9 protein-coding genes are annotated in these 16,090 nt (G+C 73.1%); 6 read left to right on the top strand and 3 right to left on the bottom strand.

Annotation, left to right across the window (positions count from 1 at the left end):
* Positions 1-35: 35 nt before the first annotated feature.
* Positions 36-1,622: a PucR family transcriptional regulator gene (locus tag AFM16_RS28130; RefSeq protein WP_078634991.1), complete on the bottom strand. Its 1,587-nt coding sequence runs from the start codon at positions 1,620-1,622 to the stop codon at positions 36-38.
* A gap of 121 nt (positions 1,623-1,743) precedes the next feature.
* The gene (locus AFM16_RS28135) at positions 1,744-4,161 is read right to left on the bottom strand and encodes an ATP/GTP-binding protein (RefSeq protein WP_078634992.1); all 2,418 of its coding nucleotides are present in this window, start codon (positions 4,159-4,161) and stop codon (positions 1,744-1,746) included.
* A gap of 300 nt (positions 4,162-4,461) precedes the next feature.
* Here AFM16_RS28135 and gabT point away from each other — a divergent pair, with 300 nt between their 5' ends.
* The 3 genes from gabT (at position 4,462) to AFM16_RS28150 (ending at position 9,175) form a co-directional block, all read left to right on the top strand.
* Complete coding sequence (gene gabT, locus AFM16_RS28140; RefSeq protein WP_078634993.1) at positions 4,462-5,796, top strand: 4-aminobutyrate--2-oxoglutarate transaminase; 1,335 nt, start codon at positions 4,462-4,464, stop codon at positions 5,794-5,796.
* Between the two features lie 400 nt (positions 5,797-6,196).
* Positions 6,197-6,856 carry a phosphatase PAP2 family protein gene (locus AFM16_RS28145; protein WP_078634994.1) on the top strand — a complete coding sequence of 220 codons (660 nt, stop codon included), beginning with the start codon at positions 6,197-6,199 and terminating at the stop codon, positions 6,854-6,856.
* A gap of 873 nt (positions 6,857-7,729) precedes the next feature.
* Positions 7,730-9,175 carry an aldehyde dehydrogenase family protein gene (locus tag AFM16_RS28150; protein ID WP_078634995.1) on the top strand — a complete coding sequence of 482 codons (1,446 nt, stop codon included), beginning with the start codon at positions 7,730-7,732 and terminating at the stop codon, positions 9,173-9,175.
* Positions 9,176-9,256: 81 nt separating this feature from the next.
* On the opposite strand, the gene AFM16_RS28155 is transcribed toward AFM16_RS28150, so the two are convergent.
* Positions 9,257-12,109, bottom strand: a complete 2,853-nt coding sequence (locus AFM16_RS28155; RefSeq protein ID WP_078634996.1) for a glycoside hydrolase family 3 C-terminal domain-containing protein — start codon at positions 12,107-12,109, stop codon at positions 9,257-9,259.
* Between the two features lie 225 nt (positions 12,110-12,334).
* Between AFM16_RS28155 and AFM16_RS28160 the strand changes: the two genes are divergently transcribed.
* The 3 genes from AFM16_RS28160 to AFM16_RS28170 all read left to right on the top strand — a co-directional run bounded on the left by AFM16_RS28160 (position 12,335) and on the right by AFM16_RS28170 (position 16,036).
* Entirely contained in the window at positions 12,335-14,041 is a 1,707-nt protein-coding gene (locus AFM16_RS28160; RefSeq protein WP_078634997.1) for an extracellular solute-binding protein, read from the top strand.
* Between the two features lie 97 nt (positions 14,042-14,138).
* Positions 14,139-15,116, top strand: a complete 978-nt coding sequence (locus AFM16_RS28165; protein ID WP_051781082.1) for an ABC transporter permease — start codon at positions 14,139-14,141, stop codon at positions 15,114-15,116.
* A 5-nt stretch (positions 15,117-15,121) separates the two neighbouring features.
* The gene (locus AFM16_RS28170) at positions 15,122-16,036 is read left to right on the top strand and encodes a carbohydrate ABC transporter permease (RefSeq protein WP_245177818.1); all 915 of its coding nucleotides are present in this window, start codon (positions 15,122-15,124) and stop codon (positions 16,034-16,036) included.
* Positions 16,037-16,090 lie beyond the last annotated feature (54 nt).

Raw genomic sequence — 16,090 nt, forward strand, 5'->3', positions numbered from 1 at the left:
CGCCCCGGACACCGCGGTCACCGGCGGCGCCGCCGTCACTCGTCCGGTGTGGTCGCCTTCAGGGCCAGCCACAGTTCCATCCGTACGTCCGGGTCGTCCAGGGAGCGGCCCAGGATTTCTTCCACGCGGCGCATGCGGTAGCGGAGGGTGTGGCGGTGGACGCCGAGGTCGGCGGCCGCCGCGTCCCACTGGCCGTGGCGGGAGAGCCAGGCGCGCAGGGAGGCGACCAGGTCGCCGCGGCCGGTCGCGTCGTGTTCGTACAGCGCGCGCAGCAGACCGTCCGCGAACGCCCGGACCGCGTCGTCCGCCAGCAGTGGCAGCACCGAGCCCGCCGCGAGCCGCTCGTGCTCCACCAGCACCCGGCCCCGGCGCCGGGCCACCGACAGCGCCTGCTCGGCCTGCCGGTAGGCCGAAGCCGCCGCGATCGGCCCGGCCGGCGCCGACAGACCCACCACCGGCTCCTCCTCACGGACCTCGCCCGCCGCCCGCGCGCCCTCCAGCGTCGACGCGTACCGGGTGGCCGCCGTCACCACCGCGCCCTCGTCCGCCGCCAGCACCACCAGACGTTCGCCCTCGGGCACCACCAGCACCGCCGCACCCGAGCGGGCGGCCGCCGACTCGACGACCTCGGCGAGCGCGCCGAGCGCCTCCCGGCCGGTGTCCGTCGGCGCGGCCGGCTCGGCCACGATCACCCGGAAGGGGGCGTCGAGCAGCTCGCCGTACAGGTCCCCGGCGACGGCCCGCGCGTGGTCCGGTTCGCCCGCGAGCAGCATGCGCAGCACCGCCGAGCCGATGCGCTGCTCCGCCGCGTGCAGCGAGCGGGAGCGCTCGGTGGTCAGGGTGAGCAGCGCGATCGCCGAGTGCACCGCGTACCGCTCGGCCGTGCCCAGGGCCGCCGCCGTGCCCACCGCCAGCGCGGCGCGCGGCAGCCGCCCGGTGCCGAGGGAGTGCAGCTCCACCCGGTCGTCGTGCTCGGTGTTCTCCTCGCCGCCCACCACCACCGAGGCCGGTGCCGACCGCTCCCGCAGCCGCTCCACCTCCGCCGTGAGCCGCGCCGCCCGCCGGCCCGCCCACTCCGGCGCGGCGGCGACGACGGCGCCCGAGGCGTCGTAGAGCGCCGCCCATCCGGCGACCTGTCCGGCGAGCGCGGCGAGCAGCCCCTCCGGGCCGTCCGACAGCGTCTGCCGGGTCAGCTCCCGCTGGGCCGCGAACCCGGCGGTCACCGCCCGGTACTGGTCGGCCGCGATCGCCGCCGACACCGCCTTGCTGATCGCGAGGAACGGCGTGCGCCGGGGCACTTCGAGCAGCGGCAGGCCCTCCTGGCGGGCCGCGTCCACGAGTGCCTCCGGGATCTCCTCGTAGTTGACCCCGACGGCGAACCCCAGCCCGACCACCCCGGCGCCCGCCAGCCGCCGGACATAGCGCCGCATGGCCTGCGGATCCTCCGCGTCCAGCTTCAGCGCGGTGATCAGCAGCAGCTCCCCGCCCTCCATGTACGGCACGGGGTCCGCCAGCTCGCTGACGTGCGCCCACCGCACCGGGACGTCCAAGCGGTCCTCGCCCGCCCGCACGGTCAGCTTCAGCGCGGAGTGATGGACGAGCGAGGCGAGCGTGGGCGGCATACGGCCTTCAGGGGAGAGGGGGAGGAGCGGGGAACAGCGGGGCGATCACTTGGCCGCTTCGTATGAAGGGTCAGTGCCGATTCTGCCTCACTGGATGGATCCCCGGCCCCGCTTCCGCGCTTCAGCCCCGCAGGTCCACCAGCAGCGGCGGCGCGTGCTCGCCCCGTACGGTCGTCAGCGACAGCACGGCGTGCCCCGGCGGCACCTCGTGCGCCAGGCGGGACGCCGACCAGCGCTCCCGCTCGACCTGGCGTACCGTCACCGCGTCCGTGGTCACCGCCCGCCCGGTGACCAGCTTGCGCAGCGCGTGGATGGCCCGGGTCATCGGCTGGTCGGCGAAGACGGTGTGCTTGGCGACCTCCGTGGTCTCCACCCACTCGGTGCCCCAGGTCTGCGCGAACCGGGCGCCGTCCCAGGTGGTGATCCCCGAGAACGCCATCCGGCAGCCCACCGCCCCGTACAGCGGCCCGTGCAGCGCCTCCGGGACGTCCGCGACCGTGCGCAGCGCCAGCACCACGCCCGCGTTCTGCGAGCGCAGCCGCTGGATCCGGCGCACCGACCCCGCGGTGACCGCCCCCGTCGCGTCGTCCAGCACCAGACACGCGAAGTGGCCGCGCCGACCCTCCCGTACGACCGCCTGGAACTGGGCGAGGACCAGCCGGGTGATCAGCCGGCCCGCCTCCTCGTGCCCGTGCTCGGGCGGGTCGACACGGACCCGCAGCGGATGGTGGGCGACCGCGCGCAGCGAGAACGCCCGGTGCGTCTCGCCGCCCCCGCCGAAGAACCCGGCGAACGCCGGACGGTTCAGCAGCGCCAGCCGGTCGGCCAGCGCCCGGCCCGGATCCCCGGCGGTGCCGGTCTGCCGGGCGCGGGCCTCCAGCTCACGGCGCATCACCTCGTCCCCGGCCACGGCCTCCCGCAGCGCGGCCAGCGCCTCCGGCTCGCCCTCCAGGAGTTCGCGCAGCTCGGGCAGGCCCGGGAAACGGCCGTACGCCGCCCGGTAGGGGCCGAGGAGCTGGGCGAGCGCGGTCGCCGCGCCCTGGGCGTTCACGGTGTCGAGGTCTCCGACCAGCGCCTCGGCGAGGATCGCGGCGGCCTCGTCGGCGTCCTCGGACTCCGCGTAGGGGTCCAGGTCGTGCACGGACGACGGGTCGCCGATCCGCACGATCACGTCGAACGCGTCGTCGGAGCCGAGCGGACGGCCGCCGGGGGAGGAGACCGCGACGACCGCGCAGCCGCCGGTCAGCGCCTGGAGCGCCAGTGCCTCGGTCAGCGGCTCCACCAGCGAGCGGGTCTTTCCTGACCCGGACGGCCCGACCGCGAGCAGCGAGGTGCCCAGCGCCTCCGGGCCCAGCGCGGCGCCCGCGTCGTGGTAGCTCGCCGGGGCGCGCTCGGCGGCCACCCAGCGGCCGACCCGCACCTGCCCGGCCAGCAGATCGTGACGTGCCCCGCGCCGGGGCAGATCGCGGGCGCCCGACGGATGCGCCCAGGCCGCCCCGCCCGCGCGCAGTACGGTCTCCCGGAAGTCGGGCAGACCCGTCGTCCAGGCCCGCCGCACCCGCGCGCAGTCCACGTCGTTCATCCGCCCGCCGGCCACCTCGGCGGTCAGCAGGTCGGCCGCCTCGTACTGCCCGGCCTCGCGCAGCTCCGGCCACTGCGAACGCGGCCGCTCGACGGTGGCCGGCAGCGGCGCCGCCCCGGTCGCCGCGCGCCGGGCGGCGAGCCGCTCCTTCAGATACGGCACCCAGCCGCCGACCTTGGCGAACGGCCACACGATCAGCAGGGTCATCGCCGCGTACAGCGCGTCGGTGAACAGGACGGAGGCGAACACCTCGTAGCCGCCCGCGATCAGGACGATCAGCGAGAAGACCGGATCGACGACCGGCAGCGCGTCCCAGCCGACGCCCGGGAACGCCTCGGGAAACACCAGGCTCAGCGCGGACAGCGCGCACACCAGGGCGAGCAGCGCCCGGGACGGCTGCGGCCGGCGGCCCACGAAGTGCCGTACGGTCTCCGGCCAGCCGCCCAGCCGGCCCATCGAGAAGGCGAGCACCGCGAAGAAGACCCCGTCGTAGACCACCCGGGCCTCGGCGCCCTCCAAGGTCTTCGGCGAGGCGATCGTCCCGCCCCACCACCAGTCACCGGGGGTGAACACCCGCAGCAGCGTGAACTGGTACGGCAGGGCGCCGCGCCGCCACAGCGACCACAGCACCAGCGCCACCACCAGCGGCACGATCATGCCGATCACCGTGACCGGGGCCAGCCGCTCCGACGCTCGCGCGGCCTTCGGCAGCCGGTACCCGAACCGCCAGATGCCGGGCCCGGCCGCCGGGCGCTCCTCGTCCAGCCACGCGGCGACGGCGGACGCGGACCGCGGGTCCGGCTGGTCCGGCTGGTCCTGCGGGGACGCGGGCGGAGGCACGGCCCCCGGCCCCCCGGCCGGCCGGGGCGGTACCGCGGGCATCCGCGGCGGCCCGGCCGGGCGCGGTACAGGATTCGCGTGCGTACCCCGGGCGTCCTGCGTCCCGTCGCTGTCCATCGCCCCTGCTCCCTGACCAGCCGTTCCGTCCACCGTCAGCGGTCAATCTAACGCGCGGGCAAGGGGAGTTCACCGCTTACGCGGCCGGGGCCGCGGCGTTGTTCCCGTGGAGCCGCGGCGCACCTCCATGTCCACGGCTGTGTCCACGGCTATGTCCACGGCGGACAAGCCGTCCGGCCGACACCGCCCACATGGAGCATGCCGACCCTCCGTGACCCGTCCTAGCCTGCGAGAAAAGAAGAAACGCGTCCGCACCACCGCAGGACACCCCAGAACCTCCAGAACCTTCAGGAGCCCCTCATGACCGCCCTTCCGCAGGAGCGCCGGATCGTCACCGCCATCCCCGGCCCGAAGTCGCAGGAGCTTCAGGCCCGCCGCCTCGCCGCGGTCGCGCAGGGCGTGGGGTCCGTGCTGCCGGTGTTCACCGCGCGCGCGGGCGGCGGCGTCATCGAGGACGTGGACGGCAACCGTCTGATCGACTTCGGCTCGGGCATCGCCGTGACCTCGGTCGGCGCCTCCGCCGAGGCCGTCGTACGCCGGGCCTCGGCCCAGCTCGCCGACTTCACCCACACCTGTTTCATGGTCACCCCCTACGAGGGCTACGTGGAGGTCGCCGAGGCCCTCTCCGAGCTGACGCCGGGTGACCACGCCAAGAAGTCCGCGCTGTTCAACTCGGGTGCCGAGGCCGTCGAGAACGCGGTGAAGATCGCCCGCGCCTACACCAAGCGCCAGGCCGTCGTCGTCTTCGACCACGGCTACCACGGCCGCACCAACCTCACGATGGCGCTGACGGCGAAGAACATGCCGTACAAGAACGGCTTCGGCCCGTTCGCGCCGGAGGTCTACCGCGTCCCGGTCGCCTACGGCTACCGCTGGCCCACCGGTCCGGAGAACGCGGGCCCGGAGGCCGCCGCGCAGGCCATCGACCAGATCTCCAAGCAGGTCGGCGCCGACAACGTGGCCGCCATCATCATCGAGCCGGTGCTCGGCGAGGGCGGCTTCATCGAGCCCGCCAAGGGCTTCCTCCCGGCGATCCGCCAGTTCGCCGCCGACAACGGCATCGTCTTCGTCGCCGACGAGATCCAGTCCGGCTTCTGCCGCACCGGCCAGTGGTTCGCCTGCGAGGACGAGGGCATCGTCCCGGACCTGATCACCACCGCCAAGGGCATCGCCGGCGGTCTGCCGCTGGCCGCCGTCACCGGCCGCGCCGAGATCATGGACGCCGCGCACGCGGGTGGCCTGGGCGGCACCTACGGCGGCAACCCGGTCGCCTGCGCCGGTGCGCTCGGCTCCATCGAGACGATGAAGGAGCTGGACCTCAACGCCAAGGCGAAGCACATCGAGGCGATCATGAAGTCCCGTCTCACCGCGATGGCCGAGAAGTTCGACGTCATCGGCGATGTGCGCGGCCGCGGCGCGATGATCGCCGTCGAGCTGGTCAAGGACCGTACGACCAAGGAGCCGAACCCGGAGGCGACCGCCGCGCTGGCCAAGGCGTGCCACCAGGAGGGCCTGCTGGTCCTGACCTGTGGCACCTACGGGAACGTGCTGCGCTTCCTGCCGCCGCTGGTGATCGGCGACGACCTCCTCAAGGAGGGACTCGACATCATCGAGCAGGCGTTCGCCCGCATCTGAGCGGGGCGGCGCGCAGCCGACTCCCCCCGTGCGGCAGAGCGTGTGAAGAACGTGTGCGAGGTGGATGGCGGGACGGGATTCCGTCTGTCGTACCGCCTGCCACTGCCGTACGTTCTACCCAGATGAGAGATACACCCCGCCCGCAGGGGACTGCGGGCGAACCGGGTGGGAGCCTCCCGGCTTCGACCTGGGCGTGCCCTCGCGCACACCACCGGAGCCCGAGGTTTCGGATTCCACACCGATCGGACGGTCGCCCGCCCCAAACCCCCCGGGGCGGCCGGCGTCCCGATCCGGACGGCCACCCCGGAACCACCCCCCCTGTTCCGGGGTGGCCGACCTCCTTCTGAGCACAGGCGCGTTCAGGCGCCGCCGGTAGGGCCGGGCTGAGAGGGTGTACCTCATGCCACCCCGCTCCGACCAGCAGAGCCCTGAGCAGCAGAAGTCCACACACCGGTCGTCGGTGCCCCTGCTGCTCACTCTCCCCATCGCCCTCCTCGCGCTGATCACCTGGCAGGTCGTCGTCGACGGACCGCTGCTGCGGCTGGACGAGCGGATCAGCCGGACCCTCGTCCACCCGGACCGGGCCTCCGAGCTGATGTCCGACCTGGGGGACGTGCCCGTCGCGGTGCCGGTACTGCTGCTGGTCGCGGTGTACGTGGCCCGGCGGGCCTGGGTGGCCGGCCGACGGGACTGGTGGGTGCCGTCGTTCGCCGCGATGATCCTGATGGCCCTGGTCCCGCTGATCGTCGTCCCCCTGAAAGCCTGGACCGCCCGGTACGGCACGCCGGTGGTACCGCCGGGCCCCGGCTACTTCCCCTCCGGCCACACCGCCACGGCGGCCATCGCCTACGGCGGCGCGGCCCTGCTCCTCCTCCCCTGGCTGCCCACGCCCACACAACGCCGCACGGCCGTAGCCACCGCGTCAGTCCTCGCCCTGACGGTCTCCTACGGCCTGACCCGCCGCGGCTACCACTGGCCCCTGGACGTTTTCGCAAGCTGGTGCCTGTGCACGACCCTGCTCACGATCCTCTGGCTGTTGCTGCGCCGGGCGCCCCGCTGAAGCCTGGCGGCCGCCCCTGCCCTGATCCGGCGGAGCCTCGTCGGGGTCCGTCCCCGGACGGGGTGGTGCGGTTGGTGTCGGGTGTCCGGCGGGTGCGGCTGGGCGTTGGGCGGCGGGGTGATGCCGGCGAGCGGCGGGTGCGGGCGCGGTGGCTGCGCCGGTCAGGCGGAGCCCGCTGAGGTCCGTCCCCGTGTCGATCCGGCTGGCTCCGTCGGCCGATCCCCGGGCGAGGTGGTGTGGGTCGCGTCGGTGTGACGGGTGTGGCTGGGCGTTCGGCGCCTCGGCCAAGCCGGTGGGCGGCGGGACGGGCGCGGTTGCTGGGCGATCCGGGGGAGCCCGCTGAGGCCGCCGCCGCGCCGATCCGGCCAGCCCCGCTGAGGTCCGTCCCCGGGCGAGGCGGTGTGGACCGCGTCGGGTCACGCGCGGCGGGCGCGACTGGGCCCGGGCGGCGGGCGCGGTGGCTGCGCCAAACCGGCGGAGCCCGCTGTGGCCAGCTCCCGGGTCGATCCGGCGCAGCCCAGCTCAGGTCTGTGCCCGGGGCGGTCCGGCGCGGTCCTGCCCAGGTCTGCCCCCCGGGGCGATCCGGCGCGGCCTCGCTGAGGGCCGCTCGCGCGCCGCACCGGTGCCGCCCCGCTCACGTCCGCCCCCGCCAGCCCCCTGATGGCCGACCCCGCGTCGATGGGGCCCAGCCCCTTCAGGTCCGCCCCCGCGCCGATCAGCCCCGCCCCGCTGACCCCCGCCCACCCCGCCAATCCGGCGTACCCCCGCCCCCCCACCCGTACGAGTCGGACAAGCGCTCTGGTGCGTTGGCGCGCCTACCGTGGGGAGCGAAAGCCATAGGAATCCCCAACGCGGAAGGGCCGGGAAATCGACATGACTTCCAGCCACGCCTTCTGGCTCGCCGGCCGCCAGGTCTCCGGCGAGGACAGTTTCGATGTCACCTCGCCCTGGGACGGGCGGCTCGTCGGCAAGGTCAGTGTGCCGACGGACGCGCAGGTCGAGGAGGCCGTGGCCGCCGCGTACGCCGTCCGCGAGGACTTCGCCGCCACCCCGGCGCACGTCCGCGCCGCCGCGCTCGACCATGTCAGCAAGCGGCTCGCCGAGCGCTCCGAGGAGATCGCCCAGCTCATCTCCGCCGAGAACGGCAAGCCGGTGAAGTGGGCGCGCGGCGAGGTCGGCCGGGCCGTGTCCGTGTTCCGGTTCGCCGCCGAGGAGGCCCGCCGGTTCAACGGCGGCGAGGCCCAGCGCCTCGACACCGACCTCGGCGGTCAGGGCCGGCTCGCGCTGACCCGCCGCTTCCCCAAGGGTGTCGTGCTCGGCATCGCGCCGTTCAACTTCCCGCTGAACCTGTGCGCCCACAAGATCGCCCCGGCGATCGCGGCCGGCGTGCCGATCATCCTCAAGCCCGCCCCCGCCACCCCGCTCTCCGGCCTGATCATCGGCGATCTGCTCGCCGAGACCGACCTGCCGGCCGGCTCCTGGTCGATCCTGCCGGTCGCCAACGACCGCATGCCCGCCCTGGTCCAGGACGAGCGGCTGCCGGTCATCTCCTTCACCGGCTCCGAGAAGGTCGGCTACGCGATCATGGACTCGGTGCCGCGCAAGCACTGCACCCTGGAGCTGGGCGGCAACGGCGCGGCCGTCGTCCTCGCCGACTGGGCCTCCGACGCGGACCTCGACTGGGCCGCGACCCGGATCGCCACGTTCTCCAACTACCAGGGCGGCCAGTCTTGCATCTCCGTGCAGCGGGTGATCGTGGACGCGTCCGTGTACGACCGCCTGCTGCCGCGGATCGTCGCCGCCGTCGACGCCCAGGTCACCGGCGACCCCTCCGACAGCGCGACCGACGTCGGCCCGCTGGTCAGCGAGGACGCGGCCCGGCGCGTCGAGTCGTGGGTGGACGAGGCCGTCGCCGCGGGCGCGACCCTGCTCACCGGCGGCAAGCGCGACGGCGCCTCCTACGCGCCGACCGTCCTGACCGACGTACCGGCGGACACCACCCTCGCCTGCGAGGAGGTCTTCGGACCGGTCCTCACCGTGCAGAAGGTGGACGGCGAGGCCGAGGCGTTCGCGGCCGTCAACTCCTCCAAGTACGGCCTCCAGGCGGGCGTGTTCACCCACGACGTGCAGACCGCCTTCCGCGCCCACCGCGCGCTGGAGGTCGGCGGCGTGGTCGTCGGCGACGTGCCGTCCTACCGCGCCGACCAGATGCCGTACGGCGGCGCCAAGCAGTCCGGCGTGGGCCGCGAGGGCGTCCGGTTCGCGATGGACGACTACACCTACGAGCGCGTGCTGGTCCTCACCGGCCTCGCCCTCTGACCGACCCGGTCCCGGGAAGGGGCCCGGCGCCGATGTCCTCGGTGCCGGGCCCCTTCGTCGTGCCGGTCCTCGCCCGGACCCTCAGCCGGAGAAGCCGACCTGCGCGAGCCGCAGCGGCCCGCGCAGCCTCAGACGCAGATCACGCACCCCGCCGACCGCGAAGGACGCCTCGACCGTGCGGTGGTCGTACGGCCCCGCCGTGGCCTCGACCGGCACGGTGACCGGCGCCGGACCGCCGCCGTCCACCCACAGCTCCACCGCACCCGACCCGGCCGCCGTCACCGTCACCCGGCGGGTGTCCGGCCCGAAGTCGCAGTCCCGGAAGAGGAGTTCACCCGTCCCGCCGCCCACCGGCGTCACCGCGTCGCCCGCCGTCCGCGCCCGGTCGACGATCTCGGTGCCGCTCTGCTCGTCGAAGTCGGCGGCGGCCAGCCCGTCCCGGCGGACCGGGCGCGGGGCGGCCGGCTCGCCGTCCAGGGTGACCGTCGTACGCAGCCGGACGTCCTCGCTGGAGCCGCCGACCAGCAGCTCGTAGGGGCCGGGCTCCACGCGCGGGCCGCCGCGGGCCACGTCCCAGAACGCGAACGCGGACAGCGGGACCTCGAAGAACACCTCCGCCGTGGCGCCCGGCGCCAGCGTGATCCGGTGGTGGCCGAGCAGCTCACGGCGCGGCCGGGCGACCGACGGCTCCACCGCGCGCGTGTAGAGCTGCGGGACCTCGTCGGCCGTCCGGTCCCCGGTGTTGGTGACCGTGCACGCGACCTTGACCGTGCCGTCCCCGGTCCGCACCGACAGGCCCGCGTAGGAGAACGACGCGTAGCCCAGCCCGTGCCCGAAGGGGTACAGCGGCCGGCCCTCGGCGTACAGGTAGGTCTGGCGGCTCCCGATCACGTCGTAGTCGAGGAGGTCGGGCAGACCGGCGTCGTCGGCGTACCAGGTCTGCGGGAGCCGGCCGGCGGGGGAGACGTCCCCGGCCAGCACCCGGGCGAGGGCCGTGCCGGCGGCCTGTCCGCCGTGCGCGGTCCACAGCACCGCCGACAGCGGGCCCGGCTCGATCGCGTACGGGTACGACGACACCAGCGCCAGCACGGTGCGCGCCGACCCGGCGCGGGCCGCGGCGAGGACGCGTTCCTGGTGGGCGGGCAGCCGCAGGGTCGTACGGTCCTCGGTCTCCCGGCCGTTGATGTGCGGGTCGTTGCCCGCCACCACCACGACCACGTCCGCACCGGCCGTCGCGCGGGCCACCGCGGCCTCGGCGCGTTCCACGACGACGACCTCGAAGACCTCGGGATCGTCGGACGCCTCGTCGGCGACCCGTACCCCGTCGGCGGCGACCCGGACCGGGCGGCCCGTGCCCAGATGCCGCAGCAGGCGACCGCCGTCGTGCGGTTCGAGTCGGAACGTCTCCTGGACCACCCAGCCGCCGGGCTGCTCCGCGGAGGCGCGCAGGAAACCGTCCTCGGCGACCGAGAGATACCGGCCGTCGGGCGCGCGCAGGGTGAGCACGCCGTCGCCCCAGTCGACCAGCGCGAGTTCGGTGCCGACGGCGTCCGTCGTGAGCGGCGGGAGGTCGGTGCGGCCCGCGAGCAGCGCCGGGTCCAGGGCGCCTTCGGCGCCGCGCGCCGCCTCGTCGGCGGCGTCCCCGGGCGCGGCCGGGACCCGCAGACACCTCCCCGCCGACGTCCTCAGCAGCACTCGGTCCACCCCCTCCGCGAACTCCACCCGGTCGGCGCCGAACCGCTCGTACAGCCCCTCCAGGGGAGTGGAGCGGTGGATCAGGGTGCCGCTGTACCAGTCGAGCTTGCACTCGTCGGCGAGCAGGCCGACCACCGCGATCCGGGTGCCGTCCGCCAGCGGCAGCACCCCGTCGTTGCGCAGCAGGACGACCGCCTGCTCGGCGGCCTCCCGGGCGAGGTCGCGATGGGCCGGGGTGTCGAACTCCCCGCCGCGCGCGTACGGATCGTGGTCCGGGTCGAACTCGCCGAGACGGAACCGTACCGAGAGCTGCCGGCGGACCGCCGCGTCGAGATCGGCCTCCGTGAGCAGGCCCCGCTCCAGCGCCCCGCGCACCCGGGCGGTGACCGTCGAGGCGTCCGTGCCGTGGTCGGTGAAGCTGTCCACGCCCGCCCGCAGCGCGGCCGCCGTCGCCTCCTCGTGGGTGTCGAAGTAGTGCTCGGTGTCGACCAGGTTGGAGGGCGCGCCCGCGTCCGAGCAGATCAGCAGCTCTTCGTCCGTCCAGGTCCGCAGGTGCTCGCGCAGATACGGGGAGACGTGGTTGGGGCGGCCGTTGACCAGGTTGTACGCCGGCATCACCCCGGCCACCGCGCCCGCCTCGACGGTCTCCCGGAAGGCGCGCAGATCGTACTCGTGCAGCACGCGCGGGCGGACCGAGGACGAGGTGACGTCCCGGCCGGTCTCGTTGTTGTGGGCCAGCCAGTGCTTGAGGACCGGGGCGGTGCGCCAGTACACGGGGTGGTCGCCGCGCAGGCCGCGGGTGTAGGCGGTGGCGATCGCCGAGGTGAGCTTCGGGTCCTCGGAGTAGCCCTCCTCGTTGCGGCCCCACAGCGGATGGCGCAGCAGATTGACGGTGGGCGCCCAGACGTTCAGGCCCACCCGGTCGTCGCGGGCGCGCATCGCCCTGGCCTCCTCGGACACCGCCGCGCCGACCCGGCGCACCAGCTCCGGGTTCCAGGTCGCGCCGAGCCCCACGGCCTGCGGGAACACCGTCGCCGGGCCCATCCACGCCACCCCGTGCAGGGCCTCCTGGCCGGTGCGGAACGCGGCGACGCCCAGCCGCTCGACGGCCGGGGCGAACTGGTGCAGGAAGGAGATCTTCTCGTCCCGGGTGAGACGCGCCAGCAGATCGTCGATGCGCTTCGCGAACGGCAGATCCGGATCGCGGAACGGCGGCGTGGGCGGCGTGGATGCGGTCACGTGGGGATCCCTTTGCGCGGAAGCGGGACGACTCTTTCGAAGCGCTTCGATGCTGGGCGGGCGCACCGCCGGGTGTCAAGAGAAGCACACCGCTCTTTCAAGCAGCGCATACGAACAGGCCACCCCTGAGGGTCCGAGGAATCTTGGGAACGACCCTTGTGCGCCCCAGGGCGTTCACTTAACCTCGCTGCAACATCGAAGCGCTTCGACTGAAGGGTTGCCGCGATGACGCCGAACGCCGCTTCCTCCGCTCCCCCCGCTTCCCCCGTGACCTCCCGGAGAAGCTTCCTCGCCGCCACGGCGGTCGCCGGCGCGGCGGTGGCGGGAGGGGTGCCGCTGCTGACCGCCTGCGGCGGCACGGACGGCGGCTCGCGCGACGGCACCACCTCGGGCAAGGACGCCGAGAAGATCCTCCCGGCGTTCGTCGCCGGCACGGTGGTCACGCCCGACATCCCGTCGAAGAACGGCTCCGCCGCGGGCTTCACCGCCGAACTCGACCTGGCGGGCCTGAAGACCTCGGTGCCCAAGAAACTCGGCAAGGGCGGCCGCGTCACCGTCATGTCGCCGTTCTGGGGCTCCCCGCCCAAGGGCGGAAACGCCTACTACACGGCGATGAACGACCTCATCGGCGTCGACGTCGTCTGGCAGAACCAGGACGGCAACACCTACGACCAGAAGCTCGGCGCGGTCCTCGCCTCCAGCGACGTACCGGACGTCGTGGTCGTCCCCGGCTGGAACATGACCGGCAAGATACCCAGCGCGATCATCAGCAAGTTCGCCGACCTCGGGCCCTACCTGTCCGGCGACGCCGTCAAGGAGTACCCGAACCTCGCCGCGATCCCCACCGACGCCTGGCGGCGCTCCATCTTCGGCGGCAAGCTGCGCGGTCTGCCGATGCCGTCCTCGTACGTCACCAACATCGTGCCCTTCTACCGCAAGGACGTCTTCGACGAGGAGGGGTACGAAGTCCCCGACTCCGCCGACGCGTTCTTCGCCCTGGCCAAGGAGATCACCAACGCCCGGGCCAAGCGGTGGGCCTGCCTCGACATGAAGTGGACCGCCTGGAACATGTTCGGCGTCCTGTCCGGCGACGAGAAGTCGCTCGGCTGGAACGTCGTCGACGGCAAGCTGATCAACCGCGTCGAGACCCAGGAGTACCTGGAGGCCATCGAGTGGACGCGCAAGCTGTTCGCCGCCGACCTCGTCCACCCCGACGCCAAGCTGGGCAAGAGCAGCGCCACCGACCCCGCCCCCAAGTTCGTGGCCGGCGAGTTCCTGATCTACAACCAGGACATCTCGCAGTGGTACGGCCAGGCCGCCGCCCAGGCCACCCAGAACCCGGACTTCCGGATCTGGGGCATGGACCTCTTCGGCCACGACGGCGGTGACCCCACCCTGTGGGCCAAGAACCCGGCGGGCATCTTCGCCTTCGTCAACAGGAAGGCGTCCGAGTCGGTCGTCCGGGACGTCCTCGCCGTCGCCAACGTCACCGCCGCGCCGTACGGCACCAAGGAGTTCATGCTCACCAACTACGGCGTCGAGGGCACCCACTACACCCTCGAGGACGGTGTCCCGGTCAAGACCGACCAGGGCAACATCGATGTCCTCAACGCCTATGTGATGATCGCCAGCCCCGCCGCCACCCTCGCCCACCCCGACCTCCCCGAGGTCGCCCGGGGCCAGGTCGAATGGCAGCAGCGCATGGGCGCCTTCACGAAGAAGTCGTCCTTCTACGGCATGCAGATCACCGAGCCCGCCCGCTACACCAACCTCTACAACGACTTCGAGCAGTTGGAGGACGACATCATCCGCGGCCGCAAGAAGATCGGCGACATGCAGCAGGCCGTCTCCGACTGGCGCAGCAAGGGCGGCGACAAGCTGCGGGACTGGTACCAGAAGCTGCTCGACGACAACGGCACGGCGGCGAGCTGATCCGGGACCGAGACGGTCCGCGACCGAGGCAAGGAGAACCGCCGTGTCCCACAGCACGGTGCCGCGCGACGCGGCCGGCACGGACGATCCGCATCACATACCGGAAGAGCCCGCGCCCCCGCCCACGCCCCGTGAACGCCCGCCGGGCAGGCTGAGCCTGCGTCTGCGGTTCCGGCGCGACCGCGTCCTGCTGCTGATGACCCTGCCCGCCGTCGCCCTGCTCCTGCTCTTCAACTATGTGCCGATCCTGGGCAACATCGTGGCGTTCCAGGAGTACGACCCGTACATCAGCGACAACGGCGTGGTCTCCATGCTGCACAGCCCGTGGGTGGGGCTGGAGAACTTCCGGCGCATCGTCGAGGACTCGGCGTTCTGGGACGCCGTCGTGAACACGCTCGTGCTGTTCTTCCTCCAACTGGTGCTGTTCTTCCCGATCCCCGTCCTGCTCGCGCTGCTCATCAACAGCGTGATCAGGCCCCGGGTGCGCGCGGTCGCGCAGGCGGTCCTGTACCTGCCCCACTTCTTCTCGTGGGTGCTGGTCATCGCCGTCTTCCAGCAACTGCTGGGCGGCGCGGGCATCTTGTCCCAGCTCCTGCGGCAACACGGCTACGACGGCCTCGACATCATGACCGACCCCGAGACCTTCAAGTTCCTGATCACCGCGCAGAGCGTGTGGAAGGACGCGGGCTGGGGGATCATCGTCTTCCTCGCCGCGCTGTCCTCGGTCCCCGCCGACCTCTACGAGGCCGCCGCGATGGACGGCGCCGGACGCCTGCGCCGCATGTGGCACGTCACGCTCCCCGCGCTGCGCCCCGTGATCGCGCTGCTGCTGGTGCTGCGGGTCGGGGACGCGCTGACGGTCGGCTTCGAACAGATCCTGCTGCAACGCGACTCCGTGGGACCGGGTGCCTCCGAGGTGCTGGACACCTTCGTCTGGTGGAACGGCGTCCGCAACCAGGACTTCGGATACGCGGCCGCCGCCGGACTGGTCAAGGGCGTCGTCAGCCTCGGGCTGGTCCTCGCCGCGAACAAGGTCGCCCATCTCATGGGCGAGCAGGGGGTGTACAAGAAGTGAGCGCCGTGACCGGGAAGACCCGCTGGTGGAGCGCGCCGCCCCGGCCCGCCTGGGAGGAGGCGCCGGGCCGCGCCGGCGTGGCGGGCAAGGGCCTGGTCCTCACGCTGGCCTGCCTCGGGGTGCTCTTCCCCCTGTGGATCGTGGTCGTCACGAGCCTGTCCTCCCGCCGCACCATCGACGAGGCGGGCGGCCTGGTGATGATCCCCAGGGACCTCACCCTCGTCGCCTACCGGGAGCTGCTCAGCGGCGGCCAGGTGACCCGGGCCGCGGTGATCAGCGTCCTGATCACCCTGGTCGGCACGGCGTTCTCGATGACCGTGTCCGTGCTGTGCGCCTACGGCCTGTCCCGCACCGGCTCGCTCGGACACCGCTGGCTGCTGATGCTCCTGCTCGCCACGATGTTCTTCAGCGCCGGTCTGATCCCGACCTATCTGCTGGTGCAGTCCCTCGGCCTCACCGACACCTATCTCGCGCTGATCCTGCCGAGCGCGCTGAGCGTCTTCAACATCCTGGTGCTGCGCGGCTTCTTCATGGGGATCTCGCAGGAACTGACCGACAGCGCGCGCATCGACGGGGCGGGGGACGTCCGGATCCTGTGGCAGATCGTGATGCCGCTGTCCCGCGCGGTGCTCGCCGTCATCACGCTGTTCTACGCGGTCGGGTACTGGAGCGCCTGGTTCAACGCGTCGCTGTACCTCAACGACCAGGAGATGATGCCGCTCCAGAACGTCATGATCCAGCTCGTGCAGAAGCAGGAGGCCCCGGTCGGGCTCGGCCAGGCCATCAAGACCGGTGAACTGTCCGGTCTGGCCGTGCAGATGGCGGTCATGGTGATGGCGCTGCTGCCGGTGGCCGTGCTCTCGCCGTTCGTCCAGAAGCACTTCAAGAAGGGGATGCTGACGGGCGCGGTCAAGGGGTGAGCGCCCCTGTGGCACGCCCCCGACGGCACCCCCGCGGCTCTCCACGGCACCCCC

The sequence above is a fragment of the Streptomyces antibioticus genome (assembly GCF_002019855.1).
Classification (GTDB): domain Bacteria; phylum Actinomycetota; class Actinomycetes; order Streptomycetales; family Streptomycetaceae; genus Streptomyces; species Streptomyces antibioticus_B.

Bases quoted from the DNA above. Each gene is read 5' to 3' on its own strand.
- AFM16_RS28130 (WP_078634991.1), bottom strand. From the start codon at position 1,622: ATGCCGCCCACGCTCGCCTCGCTCGTCCATCACTCCGCGCTGAAGCTG.
- AFM16_RS28135 (WP_078634992.1), bottom strand. From the start codon at position 4,161: ATGGACAGCGACGGGACGCAGGACGCCCGGGGTACGCACGCGAATCCT.
- gabT (WP_078634993.1), top strand. From the start codon at position 4,462: ATGACCGCCCTTCCGCAGGAGCGCCGGATCGTCACCGCCATCCCCGGC.
- AFM16_RS28145 (WP_078634994.1), top strand. From the start codon at position 6,197: ATGCCACCCCGCTCCGACCAGCAGAGCCCTGAGCAGCAGAAGTCCACA.
- AFM16_RS28150 (WP_078634995.1), top strand. From the start codon at position 7,730: ATGACTTCCAGCCACGCCTTCTGGCTCGCCGGCCGCCAGGTCTCCGGC.
- AFM16_RS28160 (WP_078634997.1), top strand. From the start codon at position 12,335: ATGACGCCGAACGCCGCTTCCTCCGCTCCCCCCGCTTCCCCCGTGACC.